Below are 17,137 nucleotides of genomic sequence, written 5' to 3'. Positions count from 1 at the left end.
CCTGAGAGTGTGCTGTCGATGACCAATCAGTGATGCGGCTCTTCTTGCTCACTATCATCTTCAGACAAGCGAATGCCTTTTTCCAGCATGCGCTTCTCCCATAACTGGCGTGCTAACTGCTGCATATCGATGGCAGGATCGTTAAGGTCAACAATTTCCAACCCAAGTAGTGACTCGATAATATCTTCCAGCGACACCAGACCGCGGGTGCTGCCATATTCATCGACTACCATGGCAATTTGAGTATTGCGTTTAATCATCAGCTCAAACAGCGGCAAAATGCGCGCGGAATCTGGTATTACCAACAGTACCCGCTTTACCGCCGCAATGGGGGCTTCTGGGGTATAGCGCTCTGCCAACAGCACGTCTGTGCGGTTGATATAGCCGATAATATTGTCATGATCATGCTCATAAATAGGAATGCGGCTAAAAGGCTTGTTCAGGTAATCCCGCACGAAGATACGCTGACGAGTCTCTGCGGGAAGCGTAAACATCACGGTTCTTGGCGTCATGATGGCGCTGGCCGGCATTTCTTTGGCTTTCATCATCTGCGTCAGAATTTTACTTTCCTGACGGTCAAGCTCTCCGGATTCGACACCAATCTTTGCCATGGCACTAATTTCCTGACGAATGTACTGGCCGGAATCACCTTTGCCAAAGAGCTTAGTGACTTTATTGGAGGCCCAGATCAAGGGCAGACAGAGTCGTTCCATCCACAATAGAATAATGGATACAGTGGGAGCCAGACTGCGCCAATAGTTAGCCCCTATTGTTTTAGGGATGATCTCCGACAAAAACAAAATAAGAAATGTCAGAACCCCAGAAAACACCCCCACCATGTCATCGCCAAACACATGTGCGGCCTGTGCGCCCGCGACAGCCGCACCGACGGTATGGGCAATAGTGTTCAACGTTAAAATTGCCACCAAAGGGGATTCCACGGCCTTTTTTTGTTGCTCAAGCCGCTTGGCTGCCAGCGGTGCAGAGCTGCGCAGACTGGCAATATAGCTGGGTGTTACCGACAGCAGCACTGCTTCAAAAACACTACAGAGAAAAGAAATTGTGATAGCAATTAATACAGTGATAGTAAGTGCAAACATAGCAAAACTGCCGACTCATCCGGCGTCATTGGTCAAACAATGGAATTTGGCTGGTAAGCTAACCATAGTAGACTTTAACGGAACTTAAATCTTCGCAGTTCACAACTACGAGACACCTGGTTATTTAGCGCCTTCTCTGGCTAAAATTGGCTATGGTCTGTATAATTCGCCGCCCTGTTACAGGTATTGGTGTGAGGTGAGTCAAATGAACGAAAAAAAGATCAATTTGCTGGATCTTGATCGTAAAGGCATGCGAGCGTTATTCGCAGAATTGGGCGAAAAACCTTTCCGTGCTGATCAAGTAATGCAGTGGGTATACCACTACGGCATTGATGATTTTGAGCAGATGACCAATATCAATAAAAACCTGCGCACCAAACTCAGTGAAAAGTGTGAAATCTCGGCACCGCAGATATCCACTTATCAGAAATCTTCCGATGGCACCATCAAGTTTGCGATCAATGTGGGTGAAGGGCAGGAAGTCGAAACCGTCTATATTCCCGAAGATGATCGCGCTACTTTGTGTGTGTCATCTCAAGTAGGTTGTGCATTGGAATGCACCTTCTGCTCCACCGCACAGCAAGGATTTAACCGTAACCTGACCGTCGCGGAAATTGTCGGTCAGATCTGGCGAGTTTCACGCTTTCTGGGGTTGAAATATGAAACTGGTGATCGTCCGATCTCCAACGTTGTCATGATGGGAATGGGTGAGCCTTTGCTCAATATGGCAAATCTGGTCCCCGCGCTGGATATTATGCTCGACGATTTTGGCTTCGGACTCTCTAAACGGCGAGTCACAGTATCAACCTCTGGCGTAGTGCCGGCATTGGATAAGCTGGGCGATGTGCTGGATGTGGCATTGGCCGTAAGTATTCACGCGCCTAATGACGAGTTACGTAACGAATTAGTGCCCATTAACAAAAAGTACCCACTGAAAGAGTTTCTGGCGGGTATCAGTCGTTATATTGGGAAATCCAATGCCAATCGTGGCCGTGTCACTGTGGAATATGTCATGCTCGATCATATTAATGACAGCACTGAACAAGCGCACGAACTGGCCGAATTGATGAAAGATACCCCCTGCAAAGTTAACCTGATCCCATTTAACCCTTATCCTGGATCGCCATATGGTCGTTCTTCCAATTCCAGAATCGATCGATTTGCCAAAGTGTTGATGGAATATGGTCTGACGGTCATCGTCCGAAAAACTCGCGGGGATGACATTGATGCGGCGTGTGGCCAGTTAGCTGGCGACATTCGTGACCGTACAAAACGTTTGGCAAAAAAACGAATGCAACAAAACCAAATATCAGTCACAATGAGTTAACGCATTGTTTGTCAACATTAAAGGGTTTGCCAATGAAGCACGAATTGTGGGGCTTGGCGATGCTGGCAGCCATCTGTTCGACGCTGCCGGGATGTGTGACTGAGAAAACTTATGCCGGAACTGATATTCCGGTAGTTGAACACAAATTTGATAAAAACGCCGCCGCGCTGGAGCGGGTTCAGTTAGGGCTAACCTACTTAAAAAAAGGCAATACTGAACAGGCGAAATTCAATCTTGATAAAGCGATGGGATACGCCCCTGATTTAGAAGAGGTAAACGTCGCTTTGGCCTATTACTATCAAACCGTCGGCGAAAAGCAGAAAGCCGAAGATACCTACGAGCGTGCGATTAATGCCAGCAATGCTACTGGCGATGCCGCAAACAACTTCGGTGTGTTTCTCTGTCAAAATGGCAAATATGCTAAATCAGAGAAAATGTTTCTGCGCGCCGTCCATAACCCCAAATACAATCGCATCGCTTCGAGTTATGAAAACTTAGGGATTTGCCAGCGCAAGGCGGGTGAAATAGAAAAAGCAAGACAGTATTTTGAGATGGCGTTAAAGTATGAGCCAAACAGGCAGGTGTCATTGCTGGAACTGACCGAAATGGAATTGGGGCAGGGTAATTACCAGGCAGCCAAGGTTCAGATGGATCGTTATCATCGGGTAGCGATGGATTCAGCGCTTAGTTTGGCACTCGCGATTAAAATTGCGCGTGGGTTACATGATAGTGAAGCCGCCAAAAGTTATGGCGTGTTGTTGTTGGCGAAATTTCCAACCTCTCCCCAGGCAAAAGAATACCGGGCAAGTATGCACTGATGACTGATATTAAAAATGATGTCGACAAGGAAGATGACAAGACAATTCCGACCGAGCATGAGGAAACGCTTGGCACCATACTGAAACATGCACGTGAGGAAAAACAGTTAAGTCAGCAGGATGCTGCGGCTAAATTGCACCTTCGTGTATCTATTGTGGCCGATATTGAGAACGATGAGTTTGGCAATATCGCTTCCAGCACTTATGTGCGGGGATACGTGCGTAACTATGCCCGTTTCCTGGAGATCGACGCACCGCGTATTGAAGCGTGCTTGACGCGTCAGGTGCCCATGGTCGCGGCGCCAGTGATGCAGAGTTTTTCCCGTAAGACAACCCAGAAAAACTGGGACAAGCGGTTGATGGTCCTCACCTATCTTATCGTGATAGTGTCTCTGGCATTGCTAGTCTTGTGGTGGTTGCAAAAGCCTGCGGCCGTGACTGAAAATTTTTCAAAACCCACCGTAGAAGAACTGCAATCAGAGCCTTCATCCGTTGCGGATAGCAGTATATCTGAAGCTGACAACAACAGCGGACCCAAGGCGGAAGATACGCCAATTGAAGTGCCAGGTGCGGTAGTCTCTGACGCTAGTCAGTCGCAGGAACCAGCGCCGCAGAATGAGGCAATGCCTGATGCAGCAGTGACCGCGGCAACGAGTGATGTTACTGCGCTCGCTACAACTGTGCCACAAGCGGTCGCCAGTGATGAATCCTTGTCAGCGGTTACCAGTGCCCAATTGGCAATCAGCCTTAAAGGGGACTGCTGGATTAAGGCGTTGGATGCTGACGGTAAGACACTGGTTGATGGTTTAAAATCTGCGGGTCACAATATTGCCGTTAGTGGTAAACCGCCTATCAGCTTGGTATTAGGTGCGCCGCAAAGTGTCAGCGTCAGTTATAATGGCACCGCGGTGGATCTGACACCGTTCCCTGAAGGTAGAGTTGCCCGACTCACGCTTCCCAAAGCCTGAAACAGTCAAGAATAGATGCTGGCCGTGTGACGGTCAGATTAAGAGATAGAGCAGAATACGATGTACACCGAATCTCCAATCAAACGCCGTCCTTCAACGCGTATTTATGTGGGTAACGTGCCTATCGGTGATGGTGCCCCCATTGCCGTGCAGTCAATGACGAATACTCGTACCACTGATGTCGAAGCTACACTCAAGCAGATCCATGCACTGGAACGCGTTGGCGCCGATATTGTGCGAGTTTCTGTTCCGACAATGGATGCGGCGGAAGCATTCAAGCTGATCAAACAGCAAGTCAATGTACCGCTCGTTGCTGACATCCATTTTGATTATCGCATTGCGCTGAAAGTGGCCGAATACGGTGCCGATTGTTTACGTATCAATCCTGGAAATATCGGAAATGAAGAACGTATTCACCAGGTTGTCGAAACGGCCCGCGATAAAAATATTCCGATCCGCATCGGAGTTAATGGCGGTAGTCTCGAAAAAGACTTGATGGACAAGTATGGTGAACCGACTCCGGAAGCTCTGGTGGAGTCAGCCATGCGTCATGTCGACATCCTCGACAGACTTAACTTTGACCAGTTCAAGGTATCAGTGAAAGCATCCGATGTATTTTTGGCGGTTGCCTCGTATCGTTTGTTAGCACAGCAGATCAAGCAACCATTGCATTTAGGCATTACCGAAGCGGGCGGCGCCCGTTCAGGTGCGGTAAAATCCGCGGTTGGATTAGGTATGCTGCTGGCGGAAGGTATTGGCGATACCATTCGTGTATCACTGGCGGCCGATCCGGTAGAAGAGATCAAAGTGGGATTTGATATTCTCAAATCTTTGCGGATCCGTTCTCGTGGCATCAATTTTATTGCCTGTCCGTCATGCTCACGCCAAGAATTTGATGTGATTGGTACTGTCAATGCACTGGAGCAACGTCTGGAAGATGTGACCACCGCCATGGATGTATCCATCATTGGCTGTGTGGTAAACGGTCCCGGCGAAGCGCTGGTGTCCAACCTCGGTTTGGCCGGGGGACACAATAAAAGCGGTTTGTATGAAGACGGTGTGCGCCAGAAAGAACGTCTCGACAACGATGACCTGATAGATACGCTGGAAGCACGTATTCGCGCTAAAGCCGCGATGATCGCGCAGCGTATTGATGTGAAATCCGAGGAATAATTTCGCAGTGTGAGCCACGCGTCATCCCGCGGTTTGGCGTTACTTCGCGAACCGCTTATAATGCTGGCATTTTTTAACTTTCCGGCCTGGAACAAACGAGTCTAACAGTGGCAAAACAGATCCAAGCGATTCGTGGCATGAATGATATTCTGCCCGACCAGAGTCCCGTATGGCAAAAAGTTGAGGCGGTATTGCGCGCCTCTGTTGCGTCATTCGGCTACAGTGAAATCCGCACTCCCATCGTAGAAAACACCGATCTTTTCAAACGGTCTATTGGTGAAGTGACCGATATCGTCGAAAAAGAGATGTATACCTTTGCCGATCGCAATGGTGACAGTTTGACCCTGCGCCCCGAAGGTACCGCGTCTACCGTGCGTGCAGGTAATGAACATGGCTTGTTATATAACCAGGAACAACGCCTGTGGTATATCGGCCCAATGTTCCGTCACGAAAGACCGCAAAAGGGACGTTATCGTCAGTTCCACCAATTTGGGGTGGAAGTTTATGGTATCGCCAGTGCTGAAATCGACGCAGAAGTCTTGATGTTGTCGGCTTCGTTGTGGGATAAGCTGGGTATGCGCCAGCATGTTTCGTTAGAGCTCAATACTCTCGGTGATAACGAAGAACGTGTTGCTTATCGCGATGCATTAGTGGCTTTCCTTGAACAACATAAAGCAGTGTTGGACGAAGACAGCCAACGCCGCATGTACAGCAATCCGCTACGGGTACTGGATAGCAAAGATCCCGAAGTTCAGGCATTGTTGGCGGACGCCCCAGTGTTGATGGATTATCTCGGTGAAGAATCCAAAGCACATTTTTCACGATTGTGTGAACTACTCGAAGCGGTTGGCATCCAATACAAAGTTAATCCCCGGCTGGTACGTGGTCTCGATTATTATAACCGTACCGTGTTTGAATGGGTGACAGATAGCCTAGGCGCTCAAGGTACTGTATTAGCAGGCGGGCGCTATGACGGCCTGGTGGGACAGTTGGGTGGTAAAGATACGCCGGCGGTGGGTTTTGCAATGGGCCTGGAGCGCATTGTGTTATTGCTGGAAACCCTCGGCCTGACGGCAGATGTTGCTTCACCTGTGGACGTTTATGTCACAGCGATGGGCGACGAATGTGTCCCTGAAGCGATCAAGATAGCTCAGGAACTGCGTCAAGCGCTGCCAACACTGCGAGTCATGAGCCACTGTGGTGGTGGTAACTTTAAAAAACAGATTAAACGAGCTGATAAGAGTGGCGCGGCTTACGCGTTGATTATTGGTGAAAGTGAATTGGCGGATAACAAGGTAGCCGTTAAACCGTTACGTGAAGATAGCGAACAACAGTTGGTTGAGCGCACTTCATTGGCTGCTTATCTGACGGAACAACTCAAAAAATAATAAGGGGTAGTGCGGGTGGAAATTTACAGCACAGAAGAACAACAGGTCGAAGCGATTAAAAAGTTTTGGAAGGATTACGGCACTTCGATTTTGGCTGGTGCAGTGATAGGACTGGGTGCACTTTATGGCTGGAATTACTATTCCAGTTACCAGATTAAGAAAGCCGAAGCCGCTTCTGAAGCTTTCAACACTGCCTTATCAACTAGCAAAGATGCTGCCAGCACACTGGCTGCGGCCGCTCAATTTGACAAAGCTCATTCACAGCCTGGCTATTCCGCATTGATGCAGCTAATCGTCGCTAAAACTGCGGCTGAATCCGGTGATTTGGACAAGGCTTCTTCCGCGTTACAAGAAGTGTTAGCCGCTAAACCAACACCAGTAGTTGCTGCGATTGCTAGCTTACGTCTGGCTCGTGTTCAGGCTGAACAGGGACAATTAGATGCTGCTTTGACGACCTTAAATAATGTGTCAGATGATGCCTTCGCTGCAGAAAAATCTGAACTTGAAGGTGACTTCTATGTGCGCAAGGGCGATGCCGCCAAGGCGCGCAGTGCATATCAAGCAGCGATTGAAAAAGGTGGCGCTGCCTCCAGTCCTGCGTTGCAAATGAAACTCGATAATCTTAATCAGGCATAAGGAACCACCGGATGATGTCATGGTGTAAAACTCTTATTGCCTGTGGTTTGGTCGTAGGTGCTCTTGCAGGTTGTGCGTCCAGTGACGTAGATGAAGCGCCTGTTAGTCCATTACCGGATATCACGCCAACAGTGCACCCTGATGTGGTATGGGATGACTCTGTCGGTGATGGCGTAGGTGATTACTACTCCAGACTCCACCCCGCAATTCGTTACGGCAAAATTTTTGTTGCTTCCAGAGATGGCAAAGTTGCCGCTTTTGATGAAAAAAGTGGTGATGAGCTATGGAAAGTAGACTTTAATGATCTGTTTGGCGACGGGCCGTTGAAAGAAACCAAAGGTGCTCGTTTGGCTGCAGGCATTACCGTTGCCCAAAATAAAGTATTTGTGGGTGGTGAAAGCGGTTTACTGGTTGCCTTGGATGTTGAAACCGGTAAGCCTATCTGGCATAGCCTTGCGAGTGGTGAGTTACTGTCAGCCCCTACCGTGGCTGAAGATACCGTAGTGGTTAATTGCTCTACCGGTGCTTTAGATGCGTTCAACGTTGATACTGGTGCCAAGCTTTGGACCTACGAGTCTACTTTGCCCAACTTAACATTACGTGGCACTGGTTCAGCTGCATATGCCGAAGGTGGTTTCTTTGTTGGTACTGCCGATGGCAAAGTCGCTGTCGTGGTAAAAACCAGTGGTCAGGCCGCGTGGGAACAGCCCATCTATGTGCCAAAAGGCGGTAATGAATTCAGTCGTATGGCTGATGTTGACATGACCCCTTTGCTGATTGGCAGCAATATCTATGCCGTGAGTTATAACGGTAACTTAGTGAGTATGGAACTGCGCAGTGGCCGTGTGGTTTGGAGCCGTAAGTACTCCAGTTTCCATGAACTCGCCGAGAGTGGTGTCGATCTGTACCTAGTTGATGACCACAGTAACGTCTATGCTGTTGATCGTCGTAATGGTTTGGAGTTGTGGAGCAATAGTGAGTTGGCTAATCGCCAGTTGACGTCTCCAGCAGTTTATCGTGGGTATGTGGTTGTGGGTGATTTTGAAGGTTATCTGCACTTTATCGATCGTGAATCTGGTAAGATTGTAGGCCGTGTTAAAGTGGACGGATCTGGATTGTTCAGCCAACCTCAAGTTGCTGATGATAAAATTTATGTGCAGACCCGAGATGGTAAGGTAGCTGCCATTTCTCTCCCGTAACAGGTACAATATCGTTTTACGAAGCCTCCGGGAGCCAACCCGGGGGCTTTTTGTTGTTTAAGAATTTGTAAGAGGAAAAACATGATTCCTGTCGTGGCCCTAGTGGGGCGACCCAATGTGGGAAAATCGACTCTGTTCAACCGGCTTACCCGTACCCGCGATGCGCTGGTGGCGGATTTCCCGGGGCTGACCAGGGATCGTAAGTATGGTCGGGCGTTTTTGTCCGGACACGAGTTTATTGTCGTCGATACTGGTGGTATTGACGGTAGCGAAGAAGGCATTGAAACCAAAATGGCCGAACAGTCGCTGGCCGCGATCGCCGAGGCTGATGTCGTGTTATTTATGACTGATGCCCGCGCCGGTCTGACTGCTGCCGATGAAGCCATCGCTCGTTATTTGCGTTCTCGTGAAAAGATGACCTTTCTGGTCGCTAACAAGGTTGATGGTATCGATGGCGATTCTGCTGTTGCTGAGTTTTGGGCGTTAGGTCTGGGTGAAATCTATCAGATTGCCGCGTCACAAGGCCGTGGTGTTTCCAGCCTGATTGACAATGCATTGGCCCCATTTGCTAAAGCGATGGCTGATGATGAAGGCGAAGACGAGAGTGACGAACCGCGTAAACCGGTACGGCAATATACCGAAGAAGAGGCGGAAGCGGAGCAGACACGTCTGCAAGAGTTGCCCATCAAATTGGCCATTATCGGTAAGCCTAACGTGGGCAAGTCGACACTGACCAACCGTATTTTGGGCGAAGAGCGGGTCGTCGTCTACGATCAGCCCGGCACCACGCGCGATTCTATCTATATTCCGATGGAACGCGATGGCCGAGAATATGTGCTGATCGATACTGCCGGTGTGCGCCGTCGTGCGAAGGTGCATGACGTTGTTGAAAAATTCTCTGTCATCAAGACCCTGAAAGCGGTAGAAGATGCCAACGTTGTGTTGTTGGTTATTGATGCCCGTGAGGGGATTGCCGAGCAGGATCTGGGGCTGTTAGGCTTCGCCATTAATGCTGGCCGTGCATTAGTCATTGCCGTCAACAAGTGGGACGGCATCGATACCGACATTAAAGAGCGGGTAAAAACCGAATTGGATCGTCGTTTAGGTTTTATTGATTTTGCGCGGATCCACTTTATTTCGGCGTTGCATGGCACTGGCGTCGGCCATTTGTTCGAGTCCATAGAAGAAGCTTATCAAAGTGCGACCCGCCGCGTTGGTACGTCGATGCTGACCAAGATCATGCAGATGGCACAGGATGATCATCAGCCACCATTGGTGAATGGTCGCCGTGTAAAACTGAAGTATGCTCATGCCGGGGGGTATAACCCACCAATCGTTGTGATCCATGGTAACCAGGTTTCGCGTTTACCAGATTCCTATAAGCGTTACATGATGAATTACTATCGGCGCACGCTGAATATTGTTGGTACCCCGATCCAGTTACGCTTTCAGGAAGGGGAAAACCCGTTCGAAGGTAAGACCGAGAAATTGACCTTAAGTCAGCAACGTCGTCGAAAACGGATGATGACGCATCTGAAGAATCGCGAATAATGCATGAAAAAGCCGGAGATATCTCCGGCTTTGTTGTTTTCTTGATGCCATCATAAGTACAGCTGAGCGTTATGCCACCGCGATGCTAGGAATGCACTTTATTGACGGTTGATATCACTTCGCCATGTTGCACCAGGGTGCGCAGAGTGTCTCCGGGCTGCAGTTGCGTTGCATCGGTGACGATTTCACCAGCAGCATTCCGACTGATACTGTAGCCGCGACTAAGCGTCGCCAATGGACTGACGTTTTCTAGCGCATGAGCACCATGGCTGAGCCGCTGTTGTGCCTGCTGTAGTCTAAGTTGGGTTTGCTTGTGCAGTTGCTGCGTCAGATATTCCAAGCGTTTGCTTGCTAACGCCAAGCGGTGTCGAGGATGCTGAGCGTTGAGTCGGCCACTGAGCGTCAGCTGTTGTTGGTGTTTATGCTGCAGTAACTCTCTTAATGCTGAAGTCAGTCGCAGTTGCTGTTCATCAAAGCGCTGTGCCAGCTGCTGCAGCTGGCGTAACGGGTCTTGGCGTTGCAAGCGGTGATCCAGCAGTTGTAGTCGCTGACGTATCAATAATTGCCAGTGTTGCCAACCTTGTAACAACCGTGCTTTAGCGGTACGCAGTTTCTGCTGCTTCTCTGTTGCATCACGGGACAGCATCTCGGCGGCGGCCGACGGTGTCGGTGCTCGCAGATCTGCCACGTAGTCACTGATACTGATATCCACTTCATGCCCGACCGCAGAAATTACTGGCAATTCACTGTTATAGATGGCGTAGGCCAGAGCTTCGTTGTTAAAGCCCCACAGATCTTCCAGACTGCCGCCACCACGAGTGAGCAGCAGCACGTCCACCTCTTGCCGCATATTGGCCAACGCTAAGGCACGGATCAGCTGCAGAGGCGCTTGGTCGCCCTGTACGGCGGCAGGATAGATAACCACCTCAATGGAAGGATCTCGTCGTGACAGCACCTTGAGCACGTCGCGGATGGCTGCGCCGGTAGGGGACGTAATCACACCGATGCGCTGAATACTGCTTGGTAATGGCCGTTTACTCTCCGCAGCAAATAAGCCAGCGGCCGCCAGTTTCATTTTTAGGGCTTCAAATTGCTGCGCCAGCAGTCCATCGCCTGCCGGCAGCATGGTCTCAATGATTAATTGATAATCACCTCGAGGTTCATACACACTGATGTTGGCGCGTACCAGTACCTGTTGGCCGTTAATGGGGCGGAAGGTAACTTGCTGATTGCGTGTGCGAAACATGGCACAGCGGATCTGGGAATGGCTGTCTTTCAGCGTGAGATACCAATGGCCGGAGGACGGATTTGAAAAATTAGAGATTTCGCCACTGAGCCAGATACGGCCAAATTGTCCTTCCAACAGTTGTCTCACTTCGCCATTCAGACGGGAGACGGTGTATACCTGATTAGCCGATTCCGACATCAATCACTTTCCTGACAGAATTTTTAGTTATTTTCCCATTTACCCATGAAAGCTTGCAAGGTATAATGCCGCCGCAATATTTCACCTCTATTTTGATTTGTATCCTACCGCAAGGGGAGATGTTGCAATGTTACGTTTAATCAAAGAAGCGCTTACCTTTGACGATGTGTTATTGGTGCCAGCGCACTCCACCGTTCTCCCTAATACCGCAAGCCTGAAAACCCGGTTGACCCAAAAGATTGAGCTCAATATTCCATTGCTGTCAGCAGCGATGGACACTGTGACAGAAGCCCGTCTGGCCATCGCTATTGCTCAGGAAGGCGGTATTGGGTTTATCCACAAAAATATGAGCATTGAAGCTCAGGCCGAAGAAGTTCGTAAAGTTAAAAGTTATGAAGCGGGTGTTGTGGCTCAGCCGGTCACCGTTACCCCTTCTACCACAATTGCTGAGCTGCATGTGCTGACTGAGCGCAACGGCTTTGCCGGATATCCGGTAGTAACTGATGCCAACGAACTGGTAGGTATTATCACTGGTCGTGACGTTCGGTTTGTGACTGATCACAGTAAGACGGTGCAGGAAGTGATGACACCTAAAGAACGTCTGGTCACTGTTAAAGAAGGCACCAAGCACGATCAAGTGCAGAAATTGATGCACTCTAGCCGTATTGAAAAAGTCTTGGTAGTGGATGATGACTTCAAACTTAAAGGTCTGATCACTGTTAAGGACTTCAAGAAAGCGGAACGTAAACCGAACGCCTGTAAAGATGAGTTTGGTCGTCTGCGTGTAGGTGGCGCTGTTGGCGCTGGTGCCGGAAATGAAGATCGCATTGATGCACTGGTTAAAGCTGGTATCGACGTGCTGCTGATCGACTCGTCACATGGACATTCAGAAGGTGTGTTGCAGCGTATCCGTGATGCTAGAGCTAAATATCCTGAATTACAGATTGTGGGTGGTAACGTTGCAACTGCTGAGGGCGCGTTGGCGTTGGTAGAAGCGGGTGTCGACGCAGTTAAAGTGGGTATTGGCCCTGGTTCCATTTGTACCACTCGTATCGTAACTGGTGTGGGTGTACCACAAATTACTGCGGTATCTGATGCGGTGGAAGCAGTTAAGCACCTAGGCATTCCCGTCATCGCAGACGGCGGTATCCGTTATTCTGGCGACTTGGCAAAAGCGTTGGCTGCCGGTGCTTCCTGCATTATGGCCGGTTCAATGTTTGCCGGTACTGATGAAGCCCCTGGTGAAGTAGAACTATATCAAGGCCGTGCCTATAAATCTTACCGCGGCATGGGTTCCTTGGGCGCGATGTCTAAAGGGTCATCTGACCGTTATTTCCAGAGTGATAACGCCGCAGATAAGCTGGTACCGGAAGGTATCGAAGGCCGTGTACCTTACAAAGGCAAAATTAAAGAACTTATCCATCAGCATATGGGCGGGTTACGTTCCTGCATGGGACTGACCGGTTGTGCCACAATTCAAGAACTGAATGAAAAAGCACAGTTCGTGAAGGTCACTTCTGCCGGTATGGGGGAATCCCATGTGCATGATGTGACGATTACCAAAGAGGCACCGAACTACAACGTTCGTGGCTGATAATAATCTCGGGGCGGCGACAGTCGCCCTTGCTTTTTAGTTGATGCCGCCAGCAATGGTGGCAATTGCACCAGAAATAAAGGTTTTCAATGAGCAATATTCATGAGCACAAAATACTGATCCTGGATTTTGGCTCTCAGTACACCCAGTTGATTGCCCGTCGAATTCGAGAAATCGGCGTGTATTGCGAACTGTGGGCCTGGGATGTCAGCGAGCAACAGATCCGCGATTTTGCCCCGAATGGCATCATCCTGTCTGGCGGTCCAGAAAGTGTTACCGAAGCAGATTCACCACGTGCACCAGAGTATGTGTTTAACGCCGGGGTTCCGGTATTAGGCATCTGCTATGGTATGCAGACCATGAGTGAGCAGTTGGGCGGTAAAGTGATTAAGGGGGTAGGTGAAGGTGAATTCGGCTATGCCCAAGTGGAAATGTTGCAATCTTCTGCGCTGTTCCATGATATTCAGGATGCGGTGAATGCTGAAGGTAAGCCGTTACTGGATGTATGGATGAGCCATGGTGATAAAGTATCGGCCATCCCTGAAGGTTTTGAAGCGGTTGCCAGCACTGACACCTGTCCATTTGCAGCAATGGCTAATGAAGCCAAGCGTTTCTATGGCGTGCAGTTCCACCCGGAAGTCACTCATACTCGTCAAGGCTTGCGTATTCTGGAGCACTTCGTGCTGGAGATCAGCGGCTGTGATAATAAATGGCAGCCTGCCTCCATCATTGAAGACGCTGTCGCACGGATTAAAGCACAAGTCGGTGATGACGAAGTGATCTTGGGCTTGTCTGGCGGCGTTGATTCATCGGTTACCGCGATGTTGCTGCACCGCGCCATTGGTGACAAGCTGACTTGTGTGTTTGTTGATAATGGTTTGTTGCGCCTAAATGAAGCACAACAAGTGCTGGAGATGTTTGGCGATCATTTTGGCCTGAATATTGTGCATGTTGATGGTGAAAACCGTTTCCTGGACGCTCTGAAAGGGGTCAACGATCCAGAAGCCAAGCGTAAAATCATTGGCCGCGTGTTCGTAGAAATCTTTGATGAAGAAGCCTCTAAGCGCGTGAATGCCAAATGGCTAGCGCAAGGCACTATCTACCCTGATGTGATTGAGTCTGCGGGAAGTGCTACTGGAAAAGCCCATGTGATTAAATCGCATCATAACGTGGGTGGTTTGCCTGAAGATATGGCGCTGGGGTTGGTAGAACCGTTGCGTGAACTGTTCAAAGATGAAGTCCGCCGGATCGGTTTGGAGCTGGGCTTACCTTATGACATGCTGTTCCGTCATCCATTCCCTGGACCAGGCCTTGGTGTTCGCGTGTTAGGTGAAGTGAAGAAAGAGTACTGTGACTTGCTACGCCGTGCCGATGCCATCTTCATTGAAGAGCTGCATAAAGCTGACTTGTATCAGAAAGTCAGCCAGGCATTCACCGTGTTCCTGCCGGTGCGGAGTGTCGGGGTGATGGGCGATGGCCGTAAATATGACTGGGTGGTGTCACTGCGTGCAGTAGAAACCATCGACTTTATGACCGCACATTGGGCGCACCTGCCATATGATTTTCTGGGGCGCGTTTCTAACCGCATCATTAATGAGATCGACGGCATTTCCCGTGTGGTTTACGATATCTCCGGTAAGCCGCCAGCCACTATCGAGTGGGAATAATGACCGGTAATAATACTACCGACGAATTTTCAAAGGGCGCTACGGCGCTCTTTGTTTTGTGTAATTCGGGTTGAATGAGTTAGCTATGACAGAACAGCAGGATAATTATTGGATGCAGCAGGCGCTGACGCTGGCAAAGGAGGCTGAAGCCGCTGGAGAAGTGCCGGTAGGTGCGGTGCTGGTAAGGGATAACCAGCTGATTGCCAGTGGCCGCAATCAGCCCATCGGCAGTCATGATCCTTGCGGACACGCCGAAATTATCTGTCTACGTCAGGCTGGACAGGTTTTGCAAAACTATCGCTTACTTAACACCACCTTGTACGTCACTTTGGAGCCTTGCGCCATGTGTGCTGGGGCTATGGTGCATAGTCGGGTAGCGCGTGTAGTCTTCGGTGCCCCCGATCCTAAAACCGGTGCTGCCGGGTCGGTAATTGACCTGTTACAACATCCGATTTTCAACCATCAGGTACAGGTGAGTGGCGGAGTACTCGCGACGGAATGCGGTGAGTTACTCAGCAGTTTTTTTCGCCGCCGTCGCCAGGAAAAGAAACAGCTAAAATTGGGCAACTGTGGTGATGGTGGTGGTGATTAATATAATAAAAGCCAGAAAATAATCTTTCTCTGGCAAAGATACGTTTGCGGTGGATTTTCTTGATAAGGCGCCGTCTATGGGCGGCATTGCGGGTGATGGAACCTGCTTTCATTGGCTGGCTGTCTCGGCAAAAAAATTCGTTACCACGTTATCAGGTTAATGCCTTTGCCGCCAGTAACATTTATGCTTAGAATTCACAATTCGTTAACGTGGTTGAATGACGGCTTCAGCATCTGGGTCCGTCGCAGATATCGCCTGTGACTGTGTGGTATCGCTATTATCATTATCTGCCAATGCCTGTTGACTCTGCTGGTTATCCAACCAAACCAAGGTATCGTAATAACGACGAATATTGTCGACGTATTGCACCGCTTCACTGCCTCTGGCATATCCATATTTAGTTTGCTGGTAGTATTTGCGTTTTTGCAGCAGCGGCAGTACCTGCTTTACGTCTTTCCAGGCACTGGGATTTTTTCCCATCTTTTCGGTGAGCACTCTGGCATCTTCTACGTGACCAAAGCCAACGTTATAGGACGCCAGTGCAAACCACATCCGTTCTTCGTCTGGAATAGAGGCAGGCAGGGTATCCAGTATCGACGCCAGATATTCTGCTCCACCACGAATACTCTGCTGAGGATCCAGACGATCTTCAATTCCTAACTGTTCCGCCGTAGGAATGGTCAGCATCATCATGCCGCGTACACCAGTTGGAGAGCGTGCCTGCGGATTCCAGTGAGACTCCTGATAACTTGTTGCCGCGAGTTTGCGCCAGTCTAATTCACCCGCGTAACTTTTAAACCATTGTTCAAATTGTGGTAGTCGACCTTTTACCGCTCGGATAAAAGCTCTGGTGTCCACATAATCGAACCGCTTTACGTGGCCGAAATATTTTTCCACCAGATGATCCAGCGTGCCATCGCGTTTCTCTTGATGCCAGAAACGCAAAAGTTCACTCATCAAGGTATCGCTATGGTTATGTGCCAGAAGCCAGACGATTGGCTGCTGCTCTTTGAGTGTCATACCGGCGCGCAGTTCCGGCATAAAGCGACGATTGATTTCCAGACTGCTGGAGTTTGCTACCGTGTATTGCAGATCGCCACTGGCGATCATCGACAACAACTCTTCGCTATCTTTGTCATTCGCTTCATGCCATTGCAGTGAGGGATATTCCGGTTTGAGATCTTCTAGCGTTTCGACAAACGAAGAATCTGCCGCAATTTCTAGGGGGCTGTTGAGGTCCGCTAAATCTGTAGGTACCGGTGTACCTTCTCGATATACCAATATTTGATTTACATGATATAACGGTGGACTTAAGCGAAATAGCGACCGGCGGCTTTCTGTATCGGCAAGTCCGGCTGCAATCAGGTCAATCTTTCCAGTATCCAGCGCCTGATAGAGTTCCTGAATATTGCCGTAGGGCACCATCTCCAATGGCTTATTCAGAAAATCAGCGAAACGCGTTGCTAATTCATAGTCGAAACCACTGTCGCCGCGGGTTGACTCAACGTAGATTTGTGGACCGTATAGCGTACCTACCCGCAGAGTCTCAAACTGACCCGGTGGCGTGGGTGGTGGCGTTTCAGTTAATGGCAGCTTCTGACAACCTGCCAGCAACAGAATCACGGTGAAAACAGCAGTTAATTTTTTCATGAGTATCGGCTAATTGAGTTTCCGATGAGTGTTATCCCATCAAGTTGC

At 49.5% G+C, this 17,137-nt stretch carries 14 protein-coding genes; 11 read left to right on the top strand and 3 right to left on the bottom strand.

All coding sequences use genetic code 11. The features are described from left to right. Nucleotides 1-26: 26 nt before the first annotated feature. Entirely contained in the window at nt 27-1,100 is a 1,074-nt protein-coding gene (locus KDN34_RS10865) for a CNNM domain-containing protein (RefSeq protein WP_212593805.1), read from the bottom strand. A gap of 205 nt (nt 1,101-1,305) precedes the next feature. Here KDN34_RS10865 and KDN34_RS10860 point away from each other — a divergent pair, with 205 nt between their 5' ends. From KDN34_RS10860 to der, 8 genes are all read left to right on the top strand, one after another. Continuing rightward, nucleotides 1,306-2,427, top strand: coding sequence for a bifunctional tRNA (adenosine(37)-C2)-methyltransferase TrmG/ribosomal RNA large subunit methyltransferase RlmN (locus KDN34_RS10860; RefSeq protein ID WP_212593804.1), 1,122 nt, complete (start codon nt 1,306-1,308; stop codon nt 2,425-2,427). Nucleotides 2,428-2,459: 32 nt separating this feature from the next. Beyond that, complete coding sequence (gene pilW / locus KDN34_RS10855) at nt 2,460-3,245, top strand: type IV pilus biogenesis/stability protein PilW (protein ID WP_212593803.1); 786 nt, start codon at nt 2,460-2,462, stop codon at nt 3,243-3,245. Then, complete coding sequence (locus tag KDN34_RS10850) at nt 3,245-4,213, top strand: RodZ domain-containing protein (protein ID WP_212593802.1); 969 nt, start codon at nt 3,245-3,247, stop codon at nt 4,211-4,213. The genes pilW and KDN34_RS10850 overlap by 1 nt, the downstream gene beginning before the upstream one ends. Before the next feature lie 60 nt (nt 4,214-4,273). Then, nucleotides 4,274-5,386, top strand: a complete 1,113-nt coding sequence (gene ispG / locus KDN34_RS10845; protein ID WP_212593801.1) for a flavodoxin-dependent (E)-4-hydroxy-3-methylbut-2-enyl-diphosphate synthase — start codon at nt 4,274-4,276, stop codon at nt 5,384-5,386. Nucleotides 5,387-5,493: 107 nt separating this feature from the next. Next, nucleotides 5,494-6,774, top strand: coding sequence for a histidine--tRNA ligase (gene hisS, locus KDN34_RS10840; protein ID WP_212593800.1), 1,281 nt, complete (start codon nt 5,494-5,496; stop codon nt 6,772-6,774). Nucleotides 6,775-6,789: 15 nt separating this feature from the next. Beyond that, the gene (locus KDN34_RS10835; protein ID WP_212593799.1) at nt 6,790-7,410 is read left to right on the top strand and encodes a YfgM family protein; all 621 of its coding nucleotides are present in this window, start codon (nt 6,790-6,792) and stop codon (nt 7,408-7,410) included. 11 nt (nt 7,411-7,421) lie between these two features. Further along, entirely contained in the window at nt 7,422-8,609 is a 1,188-nt protein-coding gene (gene bamB / locus KDN34_RS10830; protein ID WP_212593798.1) for an outer membrane protein assembly factor BamB, read from the top strand. 81 nt (nt 8,610-8,690) lie between these two features. After that, nucleotides 8,691-10,160: a ribosome biogenesis GTPase Der gene (der, locus tag KDN34_RS10825; protein ID WP_212593797.1), complete on the top strand. Its 1,470-nt coding sequence runs from the start codon at nt 8,691-8,693 to the stop codon at nt 10,158-10,160. A gap of 85 nt (nt 10,161-10,245) precedes the next feature. Here der and xseA read toward each other — a convergent pair whose 3' ends face one another. Next, nucleotides 10,246-11,586 (bottom strand): exodeoxyribonuclease VII large subunit, encoded by a 1,341-nt coding sequence (xseA, locus tag KDN34_RS10820; protein WP_212593796.1) that lies wholly within the window; start codon nt 11,584-11,586, stop codon nt 10,246-10,248. Between the two features lie 127 nt (nt 11,587-11,713). Here xseA and guaB point away from each other — a divergent pair, with 127 nt between their 5' ends. The 3 genes from guaB (at nt 11,714) to tadA (ending at nt 15,439) form a co-directional block, all read left to right on the top strand. Continuing rightward, a complete protein-coding gene (gene guaB / locus KDN34_RS10815) occupies nt 11,714-13,180 on the top strand; it encodes an IMP dehydrogenase (protein ID WP_212593795.1) in 1,467 nt (488 codons plus the stop codon). A gap of 89 nt (nt 13,181-13,269) precedes the next feature. After that, a complete protein-coding gene (gene guaA, locus KDN34_RS10810; protein WP_212593794.1) occupies nt 13,270-14,847 on the top strand; it encodes a glutamine-hydrolyzing GMP synthase in 1,578 nt (525 codons plus the stop codon). 85 nt (nt 14,848-14,932) lie between these two features. Continuing rightward, nucleotides 14,933-15,439: a tRNA adenosine(34) deaminase TadA gene (tadA, locus tag KDN34_RS10805; protein ID WP_212593793.1), complete on the top strand. Its 507-nt coding sequence runs from the start codon at nt 14,933-14,935 to the stop codon at nt 15,437-15,439. 204 nt (nt 15,440-15,643) lie between these two features. On the opposite strand, the gene mltF is transcribed toward tadA, so the two are convergent. Next, nucleotides 15,644-17,089: a membrane-bound lytic murein transglycosylase MltF gene (mltF, locus tag KDN34_RS10800; RefSeq protein ID WP_212593792.1), complete on the bottom strand. Its 1,446-nt coding sequence runs from the start codon at nt 17,087-17,089 to the stop codon at nt 15,644-15,646. Nucleotides 17,090-17,137 lie beyond the last annotated feature (48 nt).

The sequence above is a fragment of the Shewanella yunxiaonensis genome (assembly GCF_018223345.1).
GTDB classification, from domain to species: domain Bacteria; phylum Pseudomonadota; class Gammaproteobacteria; order Enterobacterales; family Shewanellaceae; genus Shewanella; species Shewanella yunxiaonensis.
The sequence above is the reverse complement of the archived record's forward strand: the minus strand, read 5'-3'. Positions and strand labels throughout refer to the sequence as shown.